This window comes from Convivina intestini (assembly GCF_003096575.1).
GTDB classification, from domain to species: domain Bacteria; phylum Bacillota; class Bacilli; order Lactobacillales; family Lactobacillaceae; genus Convivina; species Convivina intestini.
Map to the genome: position 1 here is coordinate 1 of NZ_QEKT01000009.1, position 20,282 is coordinate 20,282.

At 40.7% G+C, this 20,282-nt stretch carries 21 protein-coding genes; 2 read left to right on the top strand and 19 right to left on the bottom strand.

The window, feature by feature from the left end; all coding sequences use genetic code 11:
- Nucleotides 1-111: 111 nt before the first annotated feature.
- From C7384_RS06665 to C7384_RS06720, 13 genes are all read right to left on the bottom strand, one after another.
- Entirely contained in the window at nt 112-1,062 is a 951-nt protein-coding gene (locus C7384_RS06665) for a GRP family sugar transporter (RefSeq protein ID WP_089939408.1), read from the bottom strand.
- Nucleotides 1,063-1,186: 124 nt separating this feature from the next.
- A complete protein-coding gene (locus C7384_RS06670; protein WP_089939406.1) occupies nt 1,187-2,398 on the bottom strand; it encodes an endolytic transglycosylase MltG in 1,212 nt (403 codons plus the stop codon).
- Nucleotides 2,399-2,489: 91 nt separating this feature from the next.
- Nucleotides 2,490-3,734: an acetate/propionate family kinase gene (locus C7384_RS06675; RefSeq protein WP_089939404.1), complete on the bottom strand. Its 1,245-nt coding sequence runs from the start codon at nt 3,732-3,734 to the stop codon at nt 2,490-2,492.
- A gap of 35 nt (nt 3,735-3,769) precedes the next feature.
- Complete coding sequence (locus tag C7384_RS06680) at nt 3,770-4,774, bottom strand: class I SAM-dependent methyltransferase (protein ID WP_089939402.1); 1,005 nt, start codon at nt 4,772-4,774, stop codon at nt 3,770-3,772.
- A gap of 18 nt (nt 4,775-4,792) precedes the next feature.
- Nucleotides 4,793-5,095, bottom strand: a complete 303-nt coding sequence (locus C7384_RS06685) for a hypothetical protein (protein WP_089939400.1) — start codon at nt 5,093-5,095, stop codon at nt 4,793-4,795.
- Nucleotides 5,085-5,441, bottom strand: coding sequence for a hypothetical protein (locus C7384_RS06690; RefSeq protein WP_116585383.1), 357 nt, complete (start codon nt 5,439-5,441; stop codon nt 5,085-5,087). Before C7384_RS06690 ends, C7384_RS06685 begins: the two co-directional genes overlap by 11 nt.
- On the bottom strand, nt 5,392-5,685 hold the full coding sequence (locus C7384_RS08215; RefSeq protein WP_176760698.1) for a hypothetical protein: 294 nt from the start codon (nt 5,683-5,685) through the stop codon (nt 5,392-5,394). The genes C7384_RS06690 and C7384_RS08215 overlap by 50 nt, the downstream gene beginning before the upstream one ends.
- A gap of 19 nt (nt 5,686-5,704) precedes the next feature.
- Nucleotides 5,705-6,109, bottom strand: coding sequence for a prepilin-type N-terminal cleavage/methylation domain-containing protein (locus C7384_RS06700; protein WP_089939397.1), 405 nt, complete (start codon nt 6,107-6,109; stop codon nt 5,705-5,707).
- Nucleotides 6,093-6,401, bottom strand: a complete 309-nt coding sequence (comGC, locus tag C7384_RS06705; RefSeq protein WP_089939395.1) for a competence type IV pilus major pilin ComGC — start codon at nt 6,399-6,401, stop codon at nt 6,093-6,095. Before comGC ends, C7384_RS06700 begins: the two co-directional genes overlap by 17 nt.
- Nucleotides 6,401-6,994, bottom strand: a complete 594-nt coding sequence (locus C7384_RS08265; protein ID WP_243400726.1) for a type II secretion system F family protein — start codon at nt 6,992-6,994, stop codon at nt 6,401-6,403. The genes comGC and C7384_RS08265 overlap by 1 nt, the downstream gene beginning before the upstream one ends.
- 96 nt (nt 6,995-7,090) lie before the next feature.
- The gene (locus tag C7384_RS08270) at nt 7,091-7,435 is read right to left on the bottom strand and encodes a type II secretion system F family protein (protein ID WP_243400727.1); all 345 of its coding nucleotides are present in this window, start codon (nt 7,433-7,435) and stop codon (nt 7,091-7,093) included.
- Entirely contained in the window at nt 7,365-8,303 is a 939-nt protein-coding gene (comGA, locus tag C7384_RS06715) for a competence type IV pilus ATPase ComGA (RefSeq protein WP_165806795.1), read from the bottom strand. Before comGA ends, C7384_RS08270 begins: the two co-directional genes overlap by 71 nt.
- 89 nt (nt 8,304-8,392) lie before the next feature.
- Nucleotides 8,393-9,238, bottom strand: a complete 846-nt coding sequence (locus tag C7384_RS06720; protein WP_089939393.1) for a bifunctional 5,10-methylenetetrahydrofolate dehydrogenase/5,10-methenyltetrahydrofolate cyclohydrolase — start codon at nt 9,236-9,238, stop codon at nt 8,393-8,395.
- 68 nt (nt 9,239-9,306) lie between these two features.
- Here C7384_RS06720 and C7384_RS06725 point away from each other — a divergent pair, with 68 nt between their 5' ends.
- A complete protein-coding gene (locus C7384_RS06725; RefSeq protein WP_089939391.1) occupies nt 9,307-9,792 on the top strand; it encodes a deoxycytidylate deaminase in 486 nt (161 codons plus the stop codon).
- A gap of 14 nt (nt 9,793-9,806) precedes the next feature.
- Entirely contained in the window at nt 9,807-10,769 is a 963-nt protein-coding gene (locus C7384_RS06730; RefSeq protein WP_089939389.1) for a thymidylate synthase, read from the top strand.
- A gap of 38 nt (nt 10,770-10,807) precedes the next feature.
- Here the strand turns inward: C7384_RS06730 and uvrA are convergent, their stop codons facing one another.
- The 6 genes from uvrA to C7384_RS06760 form a co-directional block, all read right to left on the bottom strand.
- The gene (uvrA, locus tag C7384_RS06735) at nt 10,808-13,681 is read right to left on the bottom strand and encodes an excinuclease ABC subunit UvrA (protein ID WP_089939387.1); all 2,874 of its coding nucleotides are present in this window, start codon (nt 13,679-13,681) and stop codon (nt 10,808-10,810) included.
- Between the two features lie 14 nt (nt 13,682-13,695).
- Nucleotides 13,696-15,708 carry an excinuclease ABC subunit UvrB gene (uvrB, locus tag C7384_RS06740; RefSeq protein ID WP_089939386.1) on the bottom strand — a complete coding sequence of 671 codons (2,013 nt, stop codon included), beginning with the start codon at nt 15,706-15,708 and terminating at the stop codon, nt 13,696-13,698.
- An 87-nt stretch (nt 15,709-15,795) separates the two neighbouring features.
- Nucleotides 15,796-17,925, bottom strand: coding sequence for an LTA synthase family protein (locus C7384_RS06745; RefSeq protein WP_089939384.1), 2,130 nt, complete (start codon nt 17,923-17,925; stop codon nt 15,796-15,798).
- 26 nt (nt 17,926-17,951) lie between these two features.
- On the bottom strand, nt 17,952-18,212 hold the full coding sequence (locus tag C7384_RS06750; protein WP_089939382.1) for a DUF1797 family protein: 261 nt from the start codon (nt 18,210-18,212) through the stop codon (nt 17,952-17,954).
- Nucleotides 18,213-18,226: 14 nt separating this feature from the next.
- Nucleotides 18,227-19,249 carry a lysylphosphatidylglycerol synthase transmembrane domain-containing protein gene (locus C7384_RS06755; protein WP_089939380.1) on the bottom strand — a complete coding sequence of 341 codons (1,023 nt, stop codon included), beginning with the start codon at nt 19,247-19,249 and terminating at the stop codon, nt 18,227-18,229.
- A 25-nt stretch (nt 19,250-19,274) separates the two neighbouring features.
- Nucleotides 19,275-20,282 (bottom strand): LTA glycolipid anchor biosynthesis glycosyltransferase, IagA/BgsA family, encoded by a 1,008-nt coding sequence (locus C7384_RS06760; protein ID WP_089939378.1) that lies wholly within the window; start codon nt 20,280-20,282, stop codon nt 19,275-19,277.

Consider the following 20,282-nt stretch of genomic DNA (forward strand, 5'->3'; position numbering starts at 1 on the left):
CGCAGTATCAAAAACAAAAAGTCGCCTAATTACCGTAGTAATTAAGCGACAAGATTTATGACATTACTTCTCTCCAATTTGGAGGGCGCACTTCAACGGCGTTTTTTTATTTTAAGCAAAACTATGAATATTTCCGATAATTAGGGCACCAATAATAACTAAGGCCGTCCCGATTAAGATATTACGCATTTGTCCGCTTGACTTCTTTTCATGCAAGATGTAGATTCCACCAAAGGTTCCCACGATAATACCTAGCTGTGAGAAAGTCGTGGCAATTGTCTGACCGATTGATGGCGCAGCAGTTGAGATAAACATGAAGATGTTACCCAAAGCCCATGTCAAACCAGTCAAGATGTTACGCCATGTTGGCGCTGCAAACATTACCTTCTGTTCGCGGAAAATCAAAACCGCAATCAACAAGGCACCGACTACCTGCCCAATGGCCTGTGGCCCTACAATGGCAGTCATATAGTCAATTCCATTGTTAGCAGCCTTGATAGATGGCTTAATGTATTCGATTTTACTCAAGAAATTAGGCAACACGAAGTACAGCATAAAGCCCAAAGTTGAGATAACCAGGTAAAGCAAGCCCTTACCATTCAAAGCACTTTCAGCTTTCTTTTCTGACTTTTTGTCAGGCAAAGAAATCAAAGTAGCACCAAACACAACTAAGGCAATCGAAACGATTCCCACCAACCACATCTTGATGTTAATCCACTCGCCCAAGACAGTCGCAGCCATCACAGCATTCATGATAATTTGAGCAGCCGTTGATAGAGGCATTCCGATTGAAACACCCATCTGCTTAAACATCAAGAACTGGAAGGCCATTCCCACGGCCCAAACTAAACCAGATAGAATTCCAACGACCCAGATTTCTTTACCAAGGTAAATGCCTCGTGGCATAACGAAGAAAAACATGGTTCCTAATCCAAAGAGTAAAGCACCAAAGGTCATACCCAACGTCTGTTGAGCAGCGCTTCCACCCATTTTTGTACTGATAAGTCCAACAGACCCCCAGAACAAGGCTGGCAATAAGGCCAGTAAAATTGCAGCATTCATAGTAAATACCACTCCTTTTCAAATTAATTACAAGTGATATTGTACACTTGTGAAAACGTTTACACAAGCATTTTATTCATTCCTTAAACAAAAATAAATAGACCCTCACGGGTCTATATTATTTTTACTTGTCATATTGTTCTAAATTCCAAGATTCAATTAACTTAATCAAAAGCTGCGTATAATTAGTGTCAGTCGCATAAGAATCATCCTGCAAAGCCTTGGCGGCTTGCTTATAATTCTTAGCAGCTAAGACATCCTTAAACTGATCTGGATTCCAAGTATTTCCCTTAGCTAACGTTTCCGCATGCTGTTTCATGCTGTCCTTCCAGGACTTATAAACCGCAAACCGGGCTTTTTGGGTTTGAGTCTCACCGTCAACAACTTCACTAGTCTCCAAGACAACAGACTTACCAGCCCGTTCGTCTTGAGTTTTTACACCGTAGTAGTTGTTGTACTTAGATGACAAAATCGAGCTATCCCAGTTAGATTCGTGAGCGGCTTGGGCAATCGAAATAGAAGCTAAGATACCATATTCCTTACTTAATTCTTGGGCATATGGTGCAATCTTTTTAATAAACTTCAACCGTCGTTCAAATTCCGATTTACCAGAAACAGAAGTTAGAGAAATCACGGTTGGGGCTGGAATGCCATTAGCCTTCATTTCTGAGTAATAAGGCTTCAAATCATCATTGGCAATCCCTAACAATTTTTCAACTACTGCATCGGCATTACCAGATCCCTTCAAGTTATAAACACCGGGATAAACGTAATCATACAACTTATAGGTTGTTTTACCAGAAGGGTTTACCCCCTTCATCAGCTGTGGATACTTGGCTTCCATCTTCTTAATTAGATCTTTATCATCGTAGGCTTGAAGAATTTTAGCACTCGGTACATTAGTGGCCGTGGCAATCGACTGAGCGGTTTGCTCTGGCGTTTGCGTATTGCCAATATAAGCATAACCCTCCGGCAACTGCGGTGCCGCTGTTGGCCCAATCGTCATTTGCTTATAAATCGATTCCACATCCTGGGCCGCTGAAAGCAAGTAAGTTCCGGCAATCAACTTCTCAGAACCATATTGTTTAGCATACTTAGCAAAAGCGCGGGAACTACGAATAATCTTTTCTTTTTGCAGCGTATCACCCATTTCTTGTGGTGTTGACCCTGACTTAATTGTTACCGCTTTAAACTTTGTATCATTGGGATTTAAGGCCTGATAACCTGTATCCGAAATAATCTTAAAAGAAAAATAGGCAATAATAATGACCGCCATGGCTGCCATTAATTTAACGAAAAAACTTCGTTTCTTACGCCTTCTTTTTTGAACCCGCATAATTATTCACCTTATGAAAACTGGATTTTAAATTAAAACAACCAGCTTATAGCCGGTAGTTTTAGTTACTTAATTGGTATTATACACTAAATTATTTTTCGCCCATTAAAGTTTGTACATCACGAGCAATCATTAACTCTTCATTGGTAGGTACAACCAAAACCTTAATCTTAGAATCATCGGTTGACACAATGGCTTCATCACGCATACCGGTATTCTTAGCATCGTCAATCTCAACACCAAAGTAGCTAAGCTTATCAATAATTTCCTTACGGACTTCATAACCATTTTCACCAATACCGGCGGTAAAGATAATGGCATCAGCTCCGTTCATTTCGGCAATGTACTGACCAACATAACGGACAACTCGGTTAACAAAAATATCAATGGCCAAGTTAGCATGCTCATTGGTATCACGAACTGCTTCCAAATCACGCATATCACTGGAGATAGTGGAAATACCCAAAAGACCAGACTTCTTGTTCAACACATCCATCATTTCTTCGTTTGAAAGATGTTCATGTTCTTGGATGTAGTTAATTAATGATGCATCAACATCCCCAACTCGAGTAGCCATCGTCAAGCCAGCCATGGGTGTGAAGCCCATCGAGGTATCGTATGACTTACCGTTTTGAACGGCTGTAGCTGAAGCTCCAGCACCCAAGTGCAAAGTAATCAACTTAAGATCGTTAATATCACGATCTAACATTTCAGCAGCACGGTGAGCTACATAGCGGTGAGAGGTACCGTGAGCCCCATATTTACGGGCACCATAACGGGTATAGTACTGATAAGGCAAGGAATAAAGGTAATTGACCTTAGGCATTGTTTGGTGGAAAGAAGTATCAAAGACCGCTACTGATACAGCGTGTGGCAAAATCTTCTGGAAAGCTCGAATGCCCATCGCATTGGCTGGGTTATGCAAAGGCGCATAGGCCGCCAAACGTTCAATCTTATGCAAAACCTCTTCATCAACAATCACTGAACTGTTAAACCATTCCCCACCTGAAACAACACGGTGCCCAACACCAACGATTTCATCGAGGTTTTCAATAATTCCTAGCTCGCTCAAATGCTTGAGCATCACATTGATTGCGACCTGATGGTCTTTAACAGGCGCAACAACTTTAAACTTCGCCTTTTTCCCATCGTCAGACAAAGTGATGTCGTCACTTGCAACCACGGAACCATCATTTTGATATTTAATCGTAATAATGGCATCATCCATACCAATTCGTTCGATTAAACCTTGTGCAATAACTTCTTCGGCTGGCATTTCCAATAGTTGAAACTTTAAGGAAGAACTACCCGCATTCACCGCCATTATTTTAGCCATTATTAACCCCTAACTCATATTTTTAAAATTTTACATTATCTGCTACGGTTCAGTTTAACCCAGCTTTTAATATCTTGCAAAAAATCTTCAAAAGCCTTTGGTTCCTTTAAGGAAGGATACGTTCCTACCAATACCTCTCCTTTAGGATTAGCCTCTTTAGGACGTAAGATCAAGATAGCTTTAGCTGCAGCCTCATTTAGAAAATAATTTTCTGGTAACTTAAGAAAAGCCTTCAATTGAGCCTTCGTGGCTAAAAACTTGAGTAACTTTTCATGCTCCGGGCCTTCTAAAATATTGGCCGGTACAAGAAAGTAAAGCCATCCGTCAGCAGCAACTAAATTCATCGCCTCTTCAATCAGCAAAAAATGAGCAAAGGACTTCCCCTCGACTGCACGCATTTCATATTTATCAGGCACCGTTTGCGGATAATAACCAACTGGTAAGTCACTGATAACTAGCTGAGCCTTAATTTTTTCATCTTCTGGCACTGCCAATACATCGGCTTGATAAAGGTCGGTTTCGTCATCGTGCAAAAGTCGATCACTTACATGGGCTAATGCTAACTGAACCTGATCATTATCAAAACCCAGTCGCTTTAAATGCACTTGATGGTGTTCAAACACCTCATCAACTGTCCACAGTAGATTACCACTACCGACTGTCATGTCTAAAATTTTATCCCCACTTTGGGCACCAGCGGTCTGATAGGCTAAGTCGCCCAATAAATAACCAATCCCATCGGGGGTTAATTGACTGTTCATATCGGCATGATCAGCTCGTTTCACCTTTAAAAGTAACAACTGTAAGACATTACGCTTTTCAGTTAAATCTAAGCTATCCCAATCAATCTGCCCCATCTTATCACTCAAATTTTGTCCCTGAGTATCTTGAAAGAGGGGATTATCCTTAGGTTGCCCGTCGGATAAGTATTCTAAAACAGCCACTAAGGCGGCTGTTAAGCTAACTTTGTAAGTAGTTCGATAATATTCTACAACAGCAAAAATACTGTCAAAATATGCTGGAATTTTACTATTTATCATGTCTTTATTTTAGCGGTTTCACTCCTGATGAGCAACTAAAAGCGAGCGCTGATAGCTATTATGTCCCTTAAAGTAGATCAATAACTGGTGGTCTTTTATCTCAATATGATGTCCTTCTAAGTCAAAACTAGAACGGGCCTGTTGACCATAGGCAATGCTAGCTAAAATTTGAATGCGCTCGATTTCAGTATTACGATTTAACTCCTGCTGCGACACCAACTGTTCTTTAAAAATACCATTTTGCAAAACTAAGGCCGCACTCAAACAACCTAACACTAGTAAAGTAGTCACTAAAATATACGCTGGCTGTTTATTTATCATGATGATAATTATCCTTTATTGATTGGTTGGGCAAGAATAAAGAGCCTTCAATTATGCGGCCATTATTTAACTTAAGACGTAAAATCTGATAGCCCGACTGAGCTAAACAAGTAACGGCATCAACATCATGCATTAAAATAACTTGTCCCGCCTGGGGACTGACCACAACTAGTCGATGCTTCATCACTTTTAAGCTGGCGGATTCTCCAGTACTATTTTTTACTAAAATTTCACCTTGGTTAACCCGCTCTATTTGATAGTGCTGTAAATTCAACTGGTTTAGAGCCACTTGTAAATTAATCTGAGGATTTTTTTGACTGCTGTGTTGTAGTTGTTGAGCGACCATTTGAAGGCTCATCAATACTAAGACCGTCACGGCCAGAGCGATCAGGGCTTCGATCATTGTGAAGGCTGGTAACTGAGTCCTTGGTCCACTGCTGCCAGGCCACCATTGCTGCACGTTTTTTTGTTTCTGTTTGATTGCCAATTTTTTCTAACCGCCTTTTTTGCGTCTGAAAATTCGCCACTTGTTCATGTTCAAAAGTTACCATCGCAGTAGCGATGAGCAAAGCCAACATTCCTTCAGCCAAAACAAAAGCCGGTCTAGCCCTAATGCTCGATTTGAAAACGATAATCGCCTCCTCCTAAGCTAAAAATAATTGCTAGTTTTTGTTGCAAACCATTTTCTAAAACAATCGTTGTCGGTGCCACATAGCCTGTTGGTAAAATTTTTACTAATTGATTTTGATGACAACGATAATTTTTCGGATAAGTTAACGTTGTTTGGTTAAAACTAACCGCTTCCAATCCAAAGTTAACATTAACGGCTTGTCCGTGCCCCTGAGCTAAGTTCCGAGCGTGTTGCCAGTGACTATCAAAACTTGTTTGCCACTGGTCTACTTTAACGCCGGGCTGACTACTAAAATGATGTCCCCCAATTAAAATTAATAGAGCAACTACTGCTAAAGTAACCAGGGCTTCTACTAAAGTAAAGGCCTTATTGATGGGCTTCATTTTGACTAATACCAATCTTCAAATCCTTAATTTTATCAACCTGCTTTCCATTCAAGTAATGTTCCCGCGCCAAGTCGTCTAAGGTAACATCACTGGCCTCAGGATGTTCATTTTGATATAAATCAATTTGAGTTTGAACCATAGCAACCATTGCTTTAGCGTGAGTTTGACTGGCATTTTTTCGTTGTACATTTAAATTAGGCAAGATTAATAACATTAATAACCCGATAATAAAGAGCACTACCGCCGCTTCAATCAAGGTAAAAGCCTTCGTTTTTTTCATTATTTTCATCAATTCATTCCTCCGATATTTTGATACATAGGTAGCAACATCGCTAAGTAAAGTCCAACAATGGCCAGCCCAACCACGGCAAAAAAGATTGGTTGAAGACTGGCAATCAGGCGATCTGTCTGTCTTACCAAGGCGTTAAACTGTAATTTGGCGTAATAAGCTAAGTAGGCTGATAATTTATCAGTCGTATGTCCCCTAGTAAAGTAACCAGCCACTGACGCATTAAAATATGGTTGTTGCCAAATAAAATTTTCCAAGGTCCCTCCTTGTGAGAGGCTAGCTTGGGCTAACCGAGCTAAATCAACGACTAAATTATCAGCCGGCTGTTGGACCAATTCTTCAATTATTTCCGGGATGGTTAAACCACTCGATAACAGCATAGCTAACTGCTGACTAAGCTGGTAAGTTAGGGCAGTTTTAACCAATCCACCAATAATTGGTAAATGGACTAGTAAATTAAGCCGTGATAAGGCTGTTTTTTTAGTCCACCAATGCCAAATCACTAAAGTAGCAATTAATGTGGCTAAGCCACTCCCTACTAATAACCAATCTAATCGACTATCAACAACATTAGCTGACGACCATTGACTCATAATCGGATATAAAAAATAGCGTAGCGCTATTAACATAAATGCTAATAACACCAATAAAATCACTGGATAGCGCATAACTTGTTTTAATTTTTCTTCTTACTGGCTAATTCTAGACAGATTTTTTCCTAAAATGATTAATGTTTGGGCTAAGTCTCCATGCTTCTTAGCCAAAGAGAGCTGTAACGCAATTGCGGTACTGATAAAAGGGCGCAGAGCCTCTACTAAACTACTCCCCTGAGCCAAGTACTTTTGTACATAGACCAATTTTGGCTGCCATTGGGGATGACTTTTTTCTAAAACATCCAAACTACGAACAATACTGTAGCCAGAATCCAATAGCTCCCCTAACTCTTGAAAAAAACGAACTTGATCATGTCGTTTGAACTTTTTTAAATTGCTGGTAGGTTGCTGATGTAATTTTTTTAGCTTGTAAAGCAGCATACAGTCCCTCCTCCCATGTATTGCTTAATTGCTGATCTTGTTTAAACCAAAATTCAGCCAAGGCAGCTATTTTTTGATCTACGGCTGGTAACAAACGTTGATAAATAGTTCCTTGTAACGCCACGTCTAGTTGTCCAGCGTCCACGCCTAACTCCAGTAACCGGAGACGTACATCTTGGGCTGAAAGCGCATGGATGGTTGATAAAACTAAATGCCCACTTAAAGCTGCCTGAAGGGCGGCCTTGGCTGTTGCTTGGTCACGAATTTCACCCACTAGTAGAATTTCTGGTCGATGCCTTAAAGCAACCTTGATTAATTCTTGATAGCCAATCCCTGCTGCTTCATTAACTTGTAACTGCACAAAATTCGGCTCATAAATTTCAACCGGATCCTCAATGGTTAAAATTAAACGTTCTTTTTGAAATTGCCGTAATAATTCATACAAAGTAGTTGTTTTCCCTGAGCCTGTTGGACCGGCAATCACAAATAAACCAGCATCTGGCAAACCGACTTTCAAAGTCTCAAATTGATCCGACAAGAGCCAATTTAATCCACCTTGCTGATCGTAAATAAAACGTAATACTAATGTTTCTCGGTCTAAAAAATCACCGACGGTCGAAACTCGAATCCATATATTTTCAAAAGTAAATCGTCCCAATTGAGGTCGACGACTTTCAGAAATATTCATCTCACTGCGATATTTAATCGTAGCGATAAACTGGTGGGCTTCCTCTAGTGATAGCTGTCGCAATAGATGCGACCGGCCCTGGCTATGGCACTTTAGCTGATATTTTGACTGGTAGGGCAGTAGGTATAAATCGCTGGCCCGCAGCTGCATGACTTCTTTTAATATACTATCAATTGACATGTCTTCTCCTTTGCCTCACAGCTATACTACGAATCCCAGCAAAAAAAATAACAAAAAAAAGAACCCCCAAGGATTCTCTAGTAAAATTATTAATTATTTTCTTGTGCTGCTTTAACGGTATTTTCTAATAAAGTAGCAATCGTCATTGGTCCAACACCACCAGGAACTGGGGTAATATAGTCCGCTACCTGACTGGCTGAGGAATAATCAACATCCCCCGTTGCCTTACCATCAACGATATTCATCCCTACGTCAATGACGACACAGCCTGGTTTCAAATCCTCCCCTAACACAAAATCTGGTTGTCCAACGCCAACGACCACTAAATCGGCTTGTTTCAAAAAAGATTTTAACTGGGCCGCTGGGGTATACCGATGGCTTAAAATTACGGTTGCATCAGCATTATTTAATAATGCTGCCATCGGACGACCAAATAGTTGAGAACGGCCAATCACCAAGGCTGTTTTACCGGCTGGATCAATTTGATAGTGCTTGAGTAAAGTCATCACACCTTGCGGAGTAGCAGCAATAGTGTAAGGCAAGGGGGAATCCGCAAATAATAGGCCCTGATTAACGGCCCCCAAGCCATCTACATCTTTACTTGGTGCAACAGTCGAAAAAATAATTTGTTCATTAACTGCTTCTGGTAAAGGACTTTGAATTAAAATACCAGTAATGGTGTGATCCTGGTTTAAATCTCGTACAATTTCTTGAACTGTTTCAGTGTTTGCATCGGCCGGGACAGGAATGTCTTGGGTTTCAATGCCAACTTTAGCGGCTTGACGGGATTTCATACCTACGTACAAGTCACTTCCTGCATTTTCCGGATCATAAACAACTGCCAAGCGCACTGGCTTAGCCAACTGTCTAACGGCCTGAGATGTTTGTTCATTAATAATTTGAGCTACTGCCTTACCATCTAAAATTTTACTCATAATAATATTCTCCCAGATATGCGTGCTAAACTAGATATTGAATCTATTTTAACATTGAGGGGGACACTATGGCCGATAATCGTATTAACTGGGATCAATATTTTATTGCCCAAGCCGCAATTTTATCTACTCGTTCAACCTGCACTCGGCTACACGTTGGCGCTATTCTAGTTTATGAAAATCGCATTATTGCTAGTGGTTATAATGGTGCTGTTTCCGGCACACCCCACTGTACTGAGGTCGGCGACTATATGGTTGACGGTCATTGCGTGCGCGCTGTCCATGCCGAACAAAATGCCCTAATTCAAGCAGCCAAAATGGGGATTGCTGTTAACGGCGCCCACTTATATGTGACAGATGCTCCTTGCCTACAATGCACTAAATTATTACTGCAAGCCGGGATTACCTCTATTAAGTTCATGCGAAACTACCGCAATGACGAATTTGCCCAATCCCTCTTAGCTGAAAAACAAGTGCCTTTGATTCACGTCCCCTTTGAGGCTAAAACTGCCACTCAAATTAATTTAGAACAATTTATTAACACTACGGAATAAAAAGAGGTAAAAACATGAGTCAAAACGAAACTGTCTACTTAGATTTAGCCCAAAAAATTCTAACCGAAGGTACCTTTAAAGAAGACCGTACTGGAACTGGTACCTATTCAATTTTTGGTACCCAGATGCGCTTTAATTTAGCCGAAGGTTTTCCAATTTTAACCACCAAAAAAGTTTTCTTTGGATTAATCAAAAGTGAATTACTTTGGTTTTTACGAGGTGATAACAACATCCGCTTTTTACTCGAACATAATAATCACATTTGGGATGAATGGGCCTTTAAAAAGTGGATTGAATCTGATCAATATCAAGGACCAGATATGACCGATTTTGGTCGCCGAGCACCCCTTGATGCTGATTTTAATGCCCACTATCAAGAACAAAAGCAAATCTTTGTTGATCGTATTTTAAACGATGATGCCTTCATGGAAGAATTTGGCTACATCGGCGAAGTTTACGGTAAACTCTGGCGGAATTGGGCCAGTGTCCTCCCAGATGGTAACAGCACTGATCAGGTTGGCCGCCTAATTAATGAAATTAAAAACAACCCGAACTCCCGCCGCCTGATTTTATCGGCTTGGAATGCCGAAACTACGCCTCAAGCACCATTACCTTCCTGTCATGTATTGAGTCAATATTATGTAGCTGATGGCAAATTAAGTGCTCAGTTATACCAACGTTCTGGTGACTTCTTCCTTGGCGTACCCTTTAATATTGCCAGCTACTCCCTCTTAATTCATATGATTGCAGCCCAAACCGGTTATCAAGTTGGCGACTTTGTTCACACCATTGGTGATACCCACATCTACAAAAACCATGTAGATCAGGTTCAAGAACAATTACAGCGCCCTCAGCATCCCCTCCCTCAACTTTGGTTGAATCCAGCTGTTAAATCAATCTTTGATTACACCATGGATGATATCAAACTCATCGACTATACTAGCGAACCAGCGATTAAAGCGCCCGTCGCTGTTTAAACCCAAAAGGACGACCTAACGGTCGTCCTTTTTATTAATTAACTTTGCTGTTCAGTTCGCTGACGGTCACGCTCCATAATCGCTTTTAAATATTTTCCAGTATATGAATGCTGATCCTTAGCGACTTTTTCCGGTGTACCAGCCACCAAAATCTTACCACCACCAGCACCCCCTTCAGGACCTAAATCAATCAACCAATCAGCTGATTTAATGACGTCCAAATTGTGTTCAATCACAATCACGGTATTGCCCGCATCCACTAGTCGGTTTAGTACTTCCAGCAAACGCGCAATATCATCGGTATGCAAACCAGTTGTTGGTTCATCCAAAATATAGACCGTTTTACCATTCGTCCGACGATGTAATTCCGAAGCCAATTTCATCCGTTGAGCTTCTCCACCAGACAAAGTCGTGGCCGACTGACCTAATTTTACGTAGCCTAAACCAACATCATTAATGGTTTGTAAGCGACGCGCAATTTTAGGAATGGGGGCAAAGAATTCTAAGGCTTGGGCGGCCGTCATATCCAATACCTGGGCAATTGTCTTGCCTTTATAAGTCACTTCCAAGGTCTCTGAATTATAACGAGTGCCGTTGCAGACTTCACAGGCCACATAAACATCCGGTAGGAAGTTCATTTCGATTTTAATGACACCATCTCCGCGACAGTTCTCACAACGGCCACCCTTAGTGTTAAAGGAGAACCGGCCTTTATTATAACCACGTAATTTGGCTTCGTTGGTCTGGGCAAATAATTCCCGAATATCATCAAAAACACCAGTATAAGTAGCTGGATTAGAACGGGGTGTACGACCAATTGGTGATTGATCAATATCAACTACCTGTTCAATATTCTCAATTCCTTCAACCACACGATAAGCACCTGGCTTTTGTGAATTGTGATTTAATTTTTGCTTTAGAACCCGTTTCAAGACGGTATTGACCAGAGTTGATTTTCCAGATCCAGAAACACCCGTAACAGCCACAAATTTACCCAAGGGAAATTTCGCCGTAACATTTTTTAAATTATTTTCCTTGACTCCGCGCAAAATAATTTCATTGCCGTTGCCCTTGCGACGCTTTTCCGGTACTGGGATGAAACGCTTACCGGACAGATATTGACCCGTTAGAGATTTAGAATCATTGGCCACTACTTGGGGCGTGCCAGCCGCAACAATTTCACCGCCCAATGAACCGGCCCCGGGACCAACATCAATCAAATAATCAGCGGCCAGCATGGTATCTTCATCGTGTTCCACAACGACCAAAGTATTGCCCAAATCACGCATACTTTGCATCGAGCCCAAGAGCATGTCGTTATCCCGTTGATGGAGCCCAATCGATGGCTCATCGAGTACATACAAGACTCCCGATAAATTAGACCCAATTTGAGTCGCTAAGCGAATCCGCTGTGATTCCCCTCCCGATAACGTTCGGGCCGAGCGTGCTAAAGTCAAATATTGTAATCCAACACTTTTTAAGAAACCTAAACGATCGCGAATTTCTTTAATAATCGGACGAGCGATTTCTTGATCCTGCTGTCCTAATTGAATATCTTTAAAAAAGTCAATTTCATCTTCAACCGATAATTCGGCCAATTGACCAATATTAGTTCCTTTAACCTTAACTGATAAAGCAGCAGCATTTAAGCGGTACCCGCGACAAACTTTACAAGTTAACTCAGTCATGTATTGCGCCATTTGATCCCGCGTAAAATCAGAATTAGTTTCGTTAAAGCGCCGACTGATGTTGTTTAGAACTCCTTCAAAAGGAATATCAACATCCCGCACACCACCAAAGTCATTTTTATAGTGGAAGTGAAATTCTTTGGTACCGGATCCTTCTAAAATTAGCTGCCGTTTTTCTTTAGACAATTTTTTAAAGGGTGTATCTAAATCAATTTTAAATTGTTGGCAAAATTGGGCTAACATTTCAGGATAATAATTGGACGAAATCGGATTCCAAGGAGCAATTGCCCCTTCGCGCAAGGTTTTTTCAGGGTCGGGAATAATCAAATCCATATCGACTTCTCGGGTCACACCCAATCCCTGACAAGCCGGACAAGCTCCCATTGGCGCATTGAAACTAAACAAACGGGGCTCTAACCGGCCAACTCGAAAGTCACCCAAATCACCTAAATAATGGTCCGAAAACTTTAAGGGGGCTACCGGCTCATCATCCCCCCGGGTGACGATGTCTAATTCCACTAGGCCACCAGTTAAATTGGCCGCTGCTTCCATAGAATCATACAAACGAGAACGAGCATCTTCACGTAAAACAATCCGGTCAATCATGACATCAATGCTATGGACTTTATTACGATCTAGTGCTAAATCAGTTTGTTCATCTAATTCCACAATTTCGCCGTCAATTCGGGCCCGAATATAACCCTGCTTCCGCATTTTTTCAAAAGTCCCCAAATGACTTCCACGTTTAGCCTGAATAACTGGAGCAAAAACTTGTAAACGGGTTCCCTCAGCTAAATGATTTTGCGTATACTCTACCATTTGGTCAATCGTATACATAATTTTGGTACCGTCAGCGGGGTCATCTGGTTTTCCGACACGGGCAAATAATAGTCGGAAATAGTCATTAATTTCTGTAACCGTTCCCACCGTTGATCTTGGATTATTGGAAGTGGTTTTCTGGTCAATTGAAATCGCTGGAGATAATCCATCAATTGAGTCAACATCCGGTTTATCCATTTGTCCCAAAAATTGACGAGCATAGGAACTTAAACTCTCAACATAGCGCCGTTGACCTTCGGCATATAGGGTATCAAAAGCTAAGGAAGACTTTCCAGAACCGGATAGACCAGTAATTACTGTTAACTGATCTTTAGGGATATCTACATTAATATTCTTTAAATTATGAGCACGAGCACCTCGTATCTCAATTACATCTTTTGCCATCTTTATCCTTCCCCTTATAGTCCGGCTTGAGCCTTTAAAGTCATAATACTGTCCCGTAAATTGGCAGCCGTTTCAAAGTCAAGATCTTTGGCTGCGGCCTTCATTTGACCCGTCATATTTTCTAAGATCGTGTTTTGTTCATCACGAGGTAAGTCATTAAAAGCAACCTTAGTCAAATCAAGTTGATCATCACTATGATCAACAGCATGGGTAACGGTAATTAAGTCTCTAATATCTTTTTTAATCGTCGTTGGGGTAATCCCATGTTCTTTGTTATAGGCGATTTGAATATCACGCCGTCGCTGGGTCTCATCCATGGCTTCTTGCATCGATTTAGTCACCTTATCGGCATACATAATGACATGACCATTTTGGTTACGAGCAGCTCGCCCAATCGTTTGAATTAAGGAACGAGGATTACGCAAGAAACCTTCTTTATCAGCGTCCAAAATAGCAACTAAAGAGGTTTCAGGCACATCAATTCCTTCTCGTAAAAGATTAATTCCAACTAAGACATCATACTTACCTAAACGCAAATCTCGAATAATGGCTGTCCGCTCTAAAGTTTTAATATCAGAATGTAAATAAGCCACCTTAATGCCCAAGTCCTTGAAATAGTCCGTCAAATCTTCGGACATTCGTTTCGTCAAAGTTGTAATGAAAACTCGCTCATCAGCTTCGGCTCGTTTATTAATTTCAGCCACTAAATCATCAACCTGGCCCATAACTGGACGAACTTCAATCGTAGGATCTAGTAGACCGGTTGGCCGAATAATTTGCTCCACGATGTCAGCCTTGGGTACCCGAGCTAACTCATAATCCCCCGGTGTCGCTGACATATAAATAATTTGATGAACATGTTTTTCAAATTCAGGTAATTTCAAAGGTCGATTGTCTAAGGCTGATGGCAAACGGAATCCATAATCAACCAAGGTCTGCTTACGGGCTCGATCACCATTGTACATTCCTCGTACCTGCGGCATGGTAACGTGACTTTCATCGACAACAATTAAAAAATCCTTGGGAAAGAAATCAAGCAAGGTAAAGGGCGCTTCGCCGGCTTGACGACCATCCATCCAGCGTGAGTAATTCTCAATTCCACTGGTAAAACCCATTTCAGCTAACATAGCCAAATCATACTCAGTCCGCTGTTTAATTCGTTGGGCTTCTAATAACTTCCCTTCAGACTCAAAGGCCTTAACCTGCTCCTCCATTTCGCCCCGGATACCAATCAAGGCCGCCTTCATCCGTTCATCATCAGTCATAAAGTGCTTGGCTGGGAAAATAGCCACATGATCGCGTTCACTAACTGTCTCACCAGTCAAAGAATTAATTTCTCGGATACGGTCAATCTCATCGCCAAAAAATTCAATTCGTAAGGCAATTTCATCTTGCGAAGCTGGGAAAATTTCGACAACATCCCCCCGTACTCGGAAAGTTCCACGCTGAAAATCTAAATCATTACGGGTAAATTGTACGTCGACCAAATCCCGCATCAACTGAGTTCGACCGTACTCCCGACCGACTCGCAAGCTAATCACGTGATCTTGATACTGACGGGGATCCCCCAATCCAAAAATTGAACTAACCGAAGCCACCACAATCGTATCATTACGCTCAAACAGTGAACTAGTCGCTGAGTTCCGTAATTTATCAATTTCATCGTTGACCGAAGAATCTTTTTCAATAAAGGTATCCGAACTGGGTACATACGCTTCGGGTTGATAATAATCATAATAAGAAACGAAGTATTCTACCGCACTATTGGGGAAAAATTCTTTTAACTCACTATAAAGTTGTCCGGCTAAAGTCTTGTTATGACTTAAAACTAAGGTTGGTTTGTTATTTTGGGCAATTACGTTGGAAATGGTGAAAGTTTTTCCCGTTCCAGTTGCTCCTAATAAAATTTGTTCCTTAACACCAGCTTTAAGACCATCAACCAGCTTATTAATCGCCTTAGGTTGATCACCGGTTGGTTGATACTTTGATACCACTTCAAATTGGTGGTTATCCTCTTGTGTAATCATGTACGCCCCACTGTCATTTACTTTGTTAAGCCTTATTATAACAAAAAACGAACAAGCGTTCTAATGAACGACTTGCTCGCCAAGTGCTTATTTAGCATTACCATTACTATATTCAGGCGCATCGGTAGTATAGTCACTGGTACTAGAATGACCATTATTTTTTGCCAATACACTGGATGGATTACTTTCTTGATTACGCTTTAAGATTTTTAAGGCAGCCGATTTTTGGTAGTCAAAGTCTTTTTTATTCACAGCATGGAAATTACTACGCGAAGTGTCAAAGCGAAGCAAATCCCCTGTAATAATTTTATCCGAGTAAGATAGCGATTTATCAGCATAATCCTGAGCCTTTTTAGCAGCAGCCTTCAACTCTGGATCCTGATTAATATTTAGAGTCTCACCAGTTTCCGTATTAAAGTACTGGTTACGGTACTTCATATACTTTGGTGTTACCCAATCACCACTCCGAAATACAACTACTTGCGAATCCGCCTTAGACAACAAATCGTGGCCAAACATGGTCATTCCATTAGTAGGAACCCCCAGCAAATCTAGCAAGGTTGGCATCATATCGATTTCACCACCATAAGTATGATCAACGCCACCCTCAAGACCAGTCGCATGAATCATAAACGGTACCTTTTGGAACTGAGCTAAATCGTAATTATTCACACTACTCTTACCTAACAACTGGGCAATTGCTGGCTGATGGTTTTCGGAAATACCGTAATGATCACCATAAAGAACAAAGACCGAATTATCATACAAACCAGCCTTCTTCATATAATCAATGAATTCACCAAAAGCTTGGTCCAAATAATGGGCTGTCTGGACGTAGCCATCAACCGTATTGTCACCGGTTTTGGTAGCTGGGAAGGCAATATTTTGCTTATCTAATTCATATGGATAGTGGTTGGTTACTGTAATCAACTTTGCATAAAACGGTTGCGGTAACTGTTCAATATACTGGGCCGAATCCTTAAGGAAAATCTTATCCTTCAAACCATAACCAACGTTGTTACTTGATTTTTTAGCATTAGGATAAAACTCTTTAGAGAAATAATAGTTATAACCAAAGGACTTATAGGTATTATTTCGATTCCAGAAAGTGCCCACATCTCCGTGAAAGGCAGCCGAAGTATAGCCCTGCTGTGCCAAAACAGCTGGCATGGCCTCAAAGGTATTGTTGGTGCCATACTTAACCATTGCTGAACCAGTGGCCAAACCATAAAGACTATTTTCCTGCATCATTTCCGCATCGGAAGTCTTTCCTTGACCAACTTGATTGTAAAAATTATCATAACTCAGCGTATTTTGATCATGGTAGAACTGGTTCAAATTAGGCGTTACTTCTTGACCATCAACCTTGTAATCAATTAAAAACTGTTGGAAGGATTCCAAATGAATGACAAAGACATTTTTACCCTTTTGCGTGCCGTAATATTGTACATTAGCGGGCGTTTGATTTTGAGTCGTAAAGGCCTGAATTTTCTTTAAATCAGCTGGTTTAGCCTGTTTTCGACTATTGGATTGGTTGTAAGTTTGGACAGCATTGAAAACCACATACTCATTAAGTCCTAAATACTTCACAATATAATTGTTATCAAAAGAACGTGTTAGCAGACCCGAACGATCAACCGAAGCAATCCCATAATCAACAAACATCAGAACCACTCCTAACAGAGTAGTTAAAACGGCGTATCGTTTTTGGATGCCTTTTTTATCAATTTTAATTTGACGGAAAATCAATAAAAGAATCAGCAAGATAATATCTAAGAAAATCAAATAATCAGACAAATGAATAATTGCCACAATTGATTTACCTAGATTATTCCCAGTCGAACTACCCGATCCAATAATACCAATTGATAAAAAGTCCGAAAATTCACGATAGTACAAAACGTTAGCAAACAGCCACATTGATTGAATCAAATTCATGACAATCGCCAGCCAATAACTAAGCGCACCTCGGAAATACAAGGCTAGACTCAATAAAATAATTGCCGTTGGAATGGGATTTAAAATTAACAAAAATTGTTGAATCGGTCCCACAACCCCTAAGTTAAAATTCATCAAATAATTAACATAGGTTTTAACCCAAACTAAAATAACATTTAGGATAAAAAACCAAACGATGGGTGCGGAAGAATCCGTTGTTTTCTTAATTTGTTGCCACCACTGTTTTGGGCTTAACACCTGTTTCAAAAAGGACATCATATTTTTTCCTCAATAAATTAATCCGTTCAGAAAACCAACTGCATATCGTGCAATACATCATATATTTCAATCGCCACTAGGTCGATATCATCAAACTCAAACTCACGGAATTGACGATGTTCCCGGACCCGCCATAGGCCTTGGGTCTGATCGTAACTTACCTGCAAGACCTCAACGCCATAAACTTCAAAACGGCGTAACTGATGCGTATCATTAGTAGACTCAGTCATCGCCCGTAACCGGGTCATAATCTGTTTTAAATCACTAGTTGGTGAACCTAAAGGCATCTTTATCACCTCTTTTAATCATACTGCTTAGTTGGCAAAATATAGGCAATTATACCAGCAAAAATACCAAAGTAGTAAGTAATCAAACGCCATAGCAGAATTACTAAAATCAAGGTAGCTGGGTTACTAACAAAGGGCGTAAAGAGTAACTTAAAACTCAGTTCAGCCCCACCAACACCACCAGGAACGGGGAAGAGTGAAATCACCATGACAATCATAATGTTCATCGTCACAATTAACCACGGATTCACCTCAGGATAACCGAAGGCTCGAATCACAAAATAAGGAATCATATAGAACACAACTAGCTGTAATATTGTCCAAAAAGTCGATTCTAACAAGGCCCGTTTATTTTTAATAACCCGGCGGGACTCAAAATGAAAATTATTGATTTTCACTTCGATACTGTCAACAATTTTTTGATAGTGTTTCGGACTGGTAAAGTGACCAATCAAACGCGCCGTCAAATGAACCAATTTTAACGTAAAGGCCGGCCAAAACATTACCAGCAAAATCCCCACAATCACAATGGCATGAATAAAAATCGCAAAAGGAATAAATTCAGCAAAAGTGTGGTCAACATATTGGTAAATAAAATTATCAGCAGCACCGTAGGCGACGATAAAAAAAAGGACAACCACAATCTGGTAGACTAAAAATTTCATTAAAATAGTTGATAAAGCCCGCCCGGTTTCAATTTTAGCCTTGGCTAAAGCCAACAACTGGGCCGGCTGACCCCCACTCGCAAAGGGCGTTAATCCACTACCCAATAGGTTCATCAGCGGGACCTTAATTAAAGTAGTCCAGTGAATATGTTCTTGATCCTTAGCATTCATTAAGGCCCGCGTGGCCATGGCCTCCAAGAGGATGGAAACCACCATCATGACTAATCCGGCAGCCAACCAGCGCCAATCTAAAACGCGTAAGGCCTCTTCGAGTTGTTTACCCTTCCCTTTTAGCTCTTGAACTAAATAATAAACCGTAATCGCCGTTAGTATGACTACGATACCAGCAGAAATCTGATTACGTTTTGACATCATTTTCTCCTTGCTATTAGTCATATTATTGACTAAGGACTTTATCATAAGTTTGGGCTAATTGCTGTCCAATGACTGCTAAATCGCGTGCTTGAGCGACTTGATAACCAGCCTCGGTTAAATCAGGAGCTTGCCCATTTAAGATAGCATCCATCTTGGTTTGAAATTCAGCGACGTCTTTGGCCTTGTAACAATTCTTTTGGTCCGTTAACCAAGGGTCATACACCGGAATATCTCGAATCAAAGTATTTTGCTTAGAGGCCAATGCCTCCAAAACAACAATCCCTTCGGTTTCTTCAAAAGAAGGATATAAGAATAAATCAGCCCCCTGATAGGCACCCAAAATAACATCCCCCGTGATGTAACCAGCGAAAATCAGATTTTTTGGATGAGCACCCTCAACCACCCGTCGGACTTTGGCTGGAATCAACTTAGGATCAGTATAGCCAAACCAGATAAAAGTAATATTCGGATTATTTTCCGCTAATTGAACAAAATCAAAAATTCCTTTACGTTCAAAAAACAAACCGACACTAATGACTGTTTTTTGATCAGGGGTTAAATTAAAATGTTCTCGAAATTTAGCGACTTTATCACTAGATTGCGCATATTTAGCCAAATTAATCCCATTTGAAATTGGATAAATTGGCTGCGTTAAACCATAGCTGCGCAATAGACTTTTAGAATATGGCGTCGGCGTAATTAGCGCATCCCCCTGACGATATAATGAGACTAAATGATGCTTATAAAAAGGGGCAATCCAGTTGGAACCTACGAAAGAGTTACGAAAGTCCTCATAAGTTGAATGAGCGTGGTAAACCACTTTTTTACCCATTCGACGCGCCCGACGAACCATATGCATACTGTTAACGCCATAAGTATTAATATGCAACACATCATAATCACTACAATGCGGATCAGTCGTAACCTCCACATTGGTATGCGATAAAGCTTCTTGTTGTAAACGCATCGCCCGGCCAATACCAGACTTAGAAATCAATTTTTGGTTTTCAAAATATAAAAGTACTTTCAA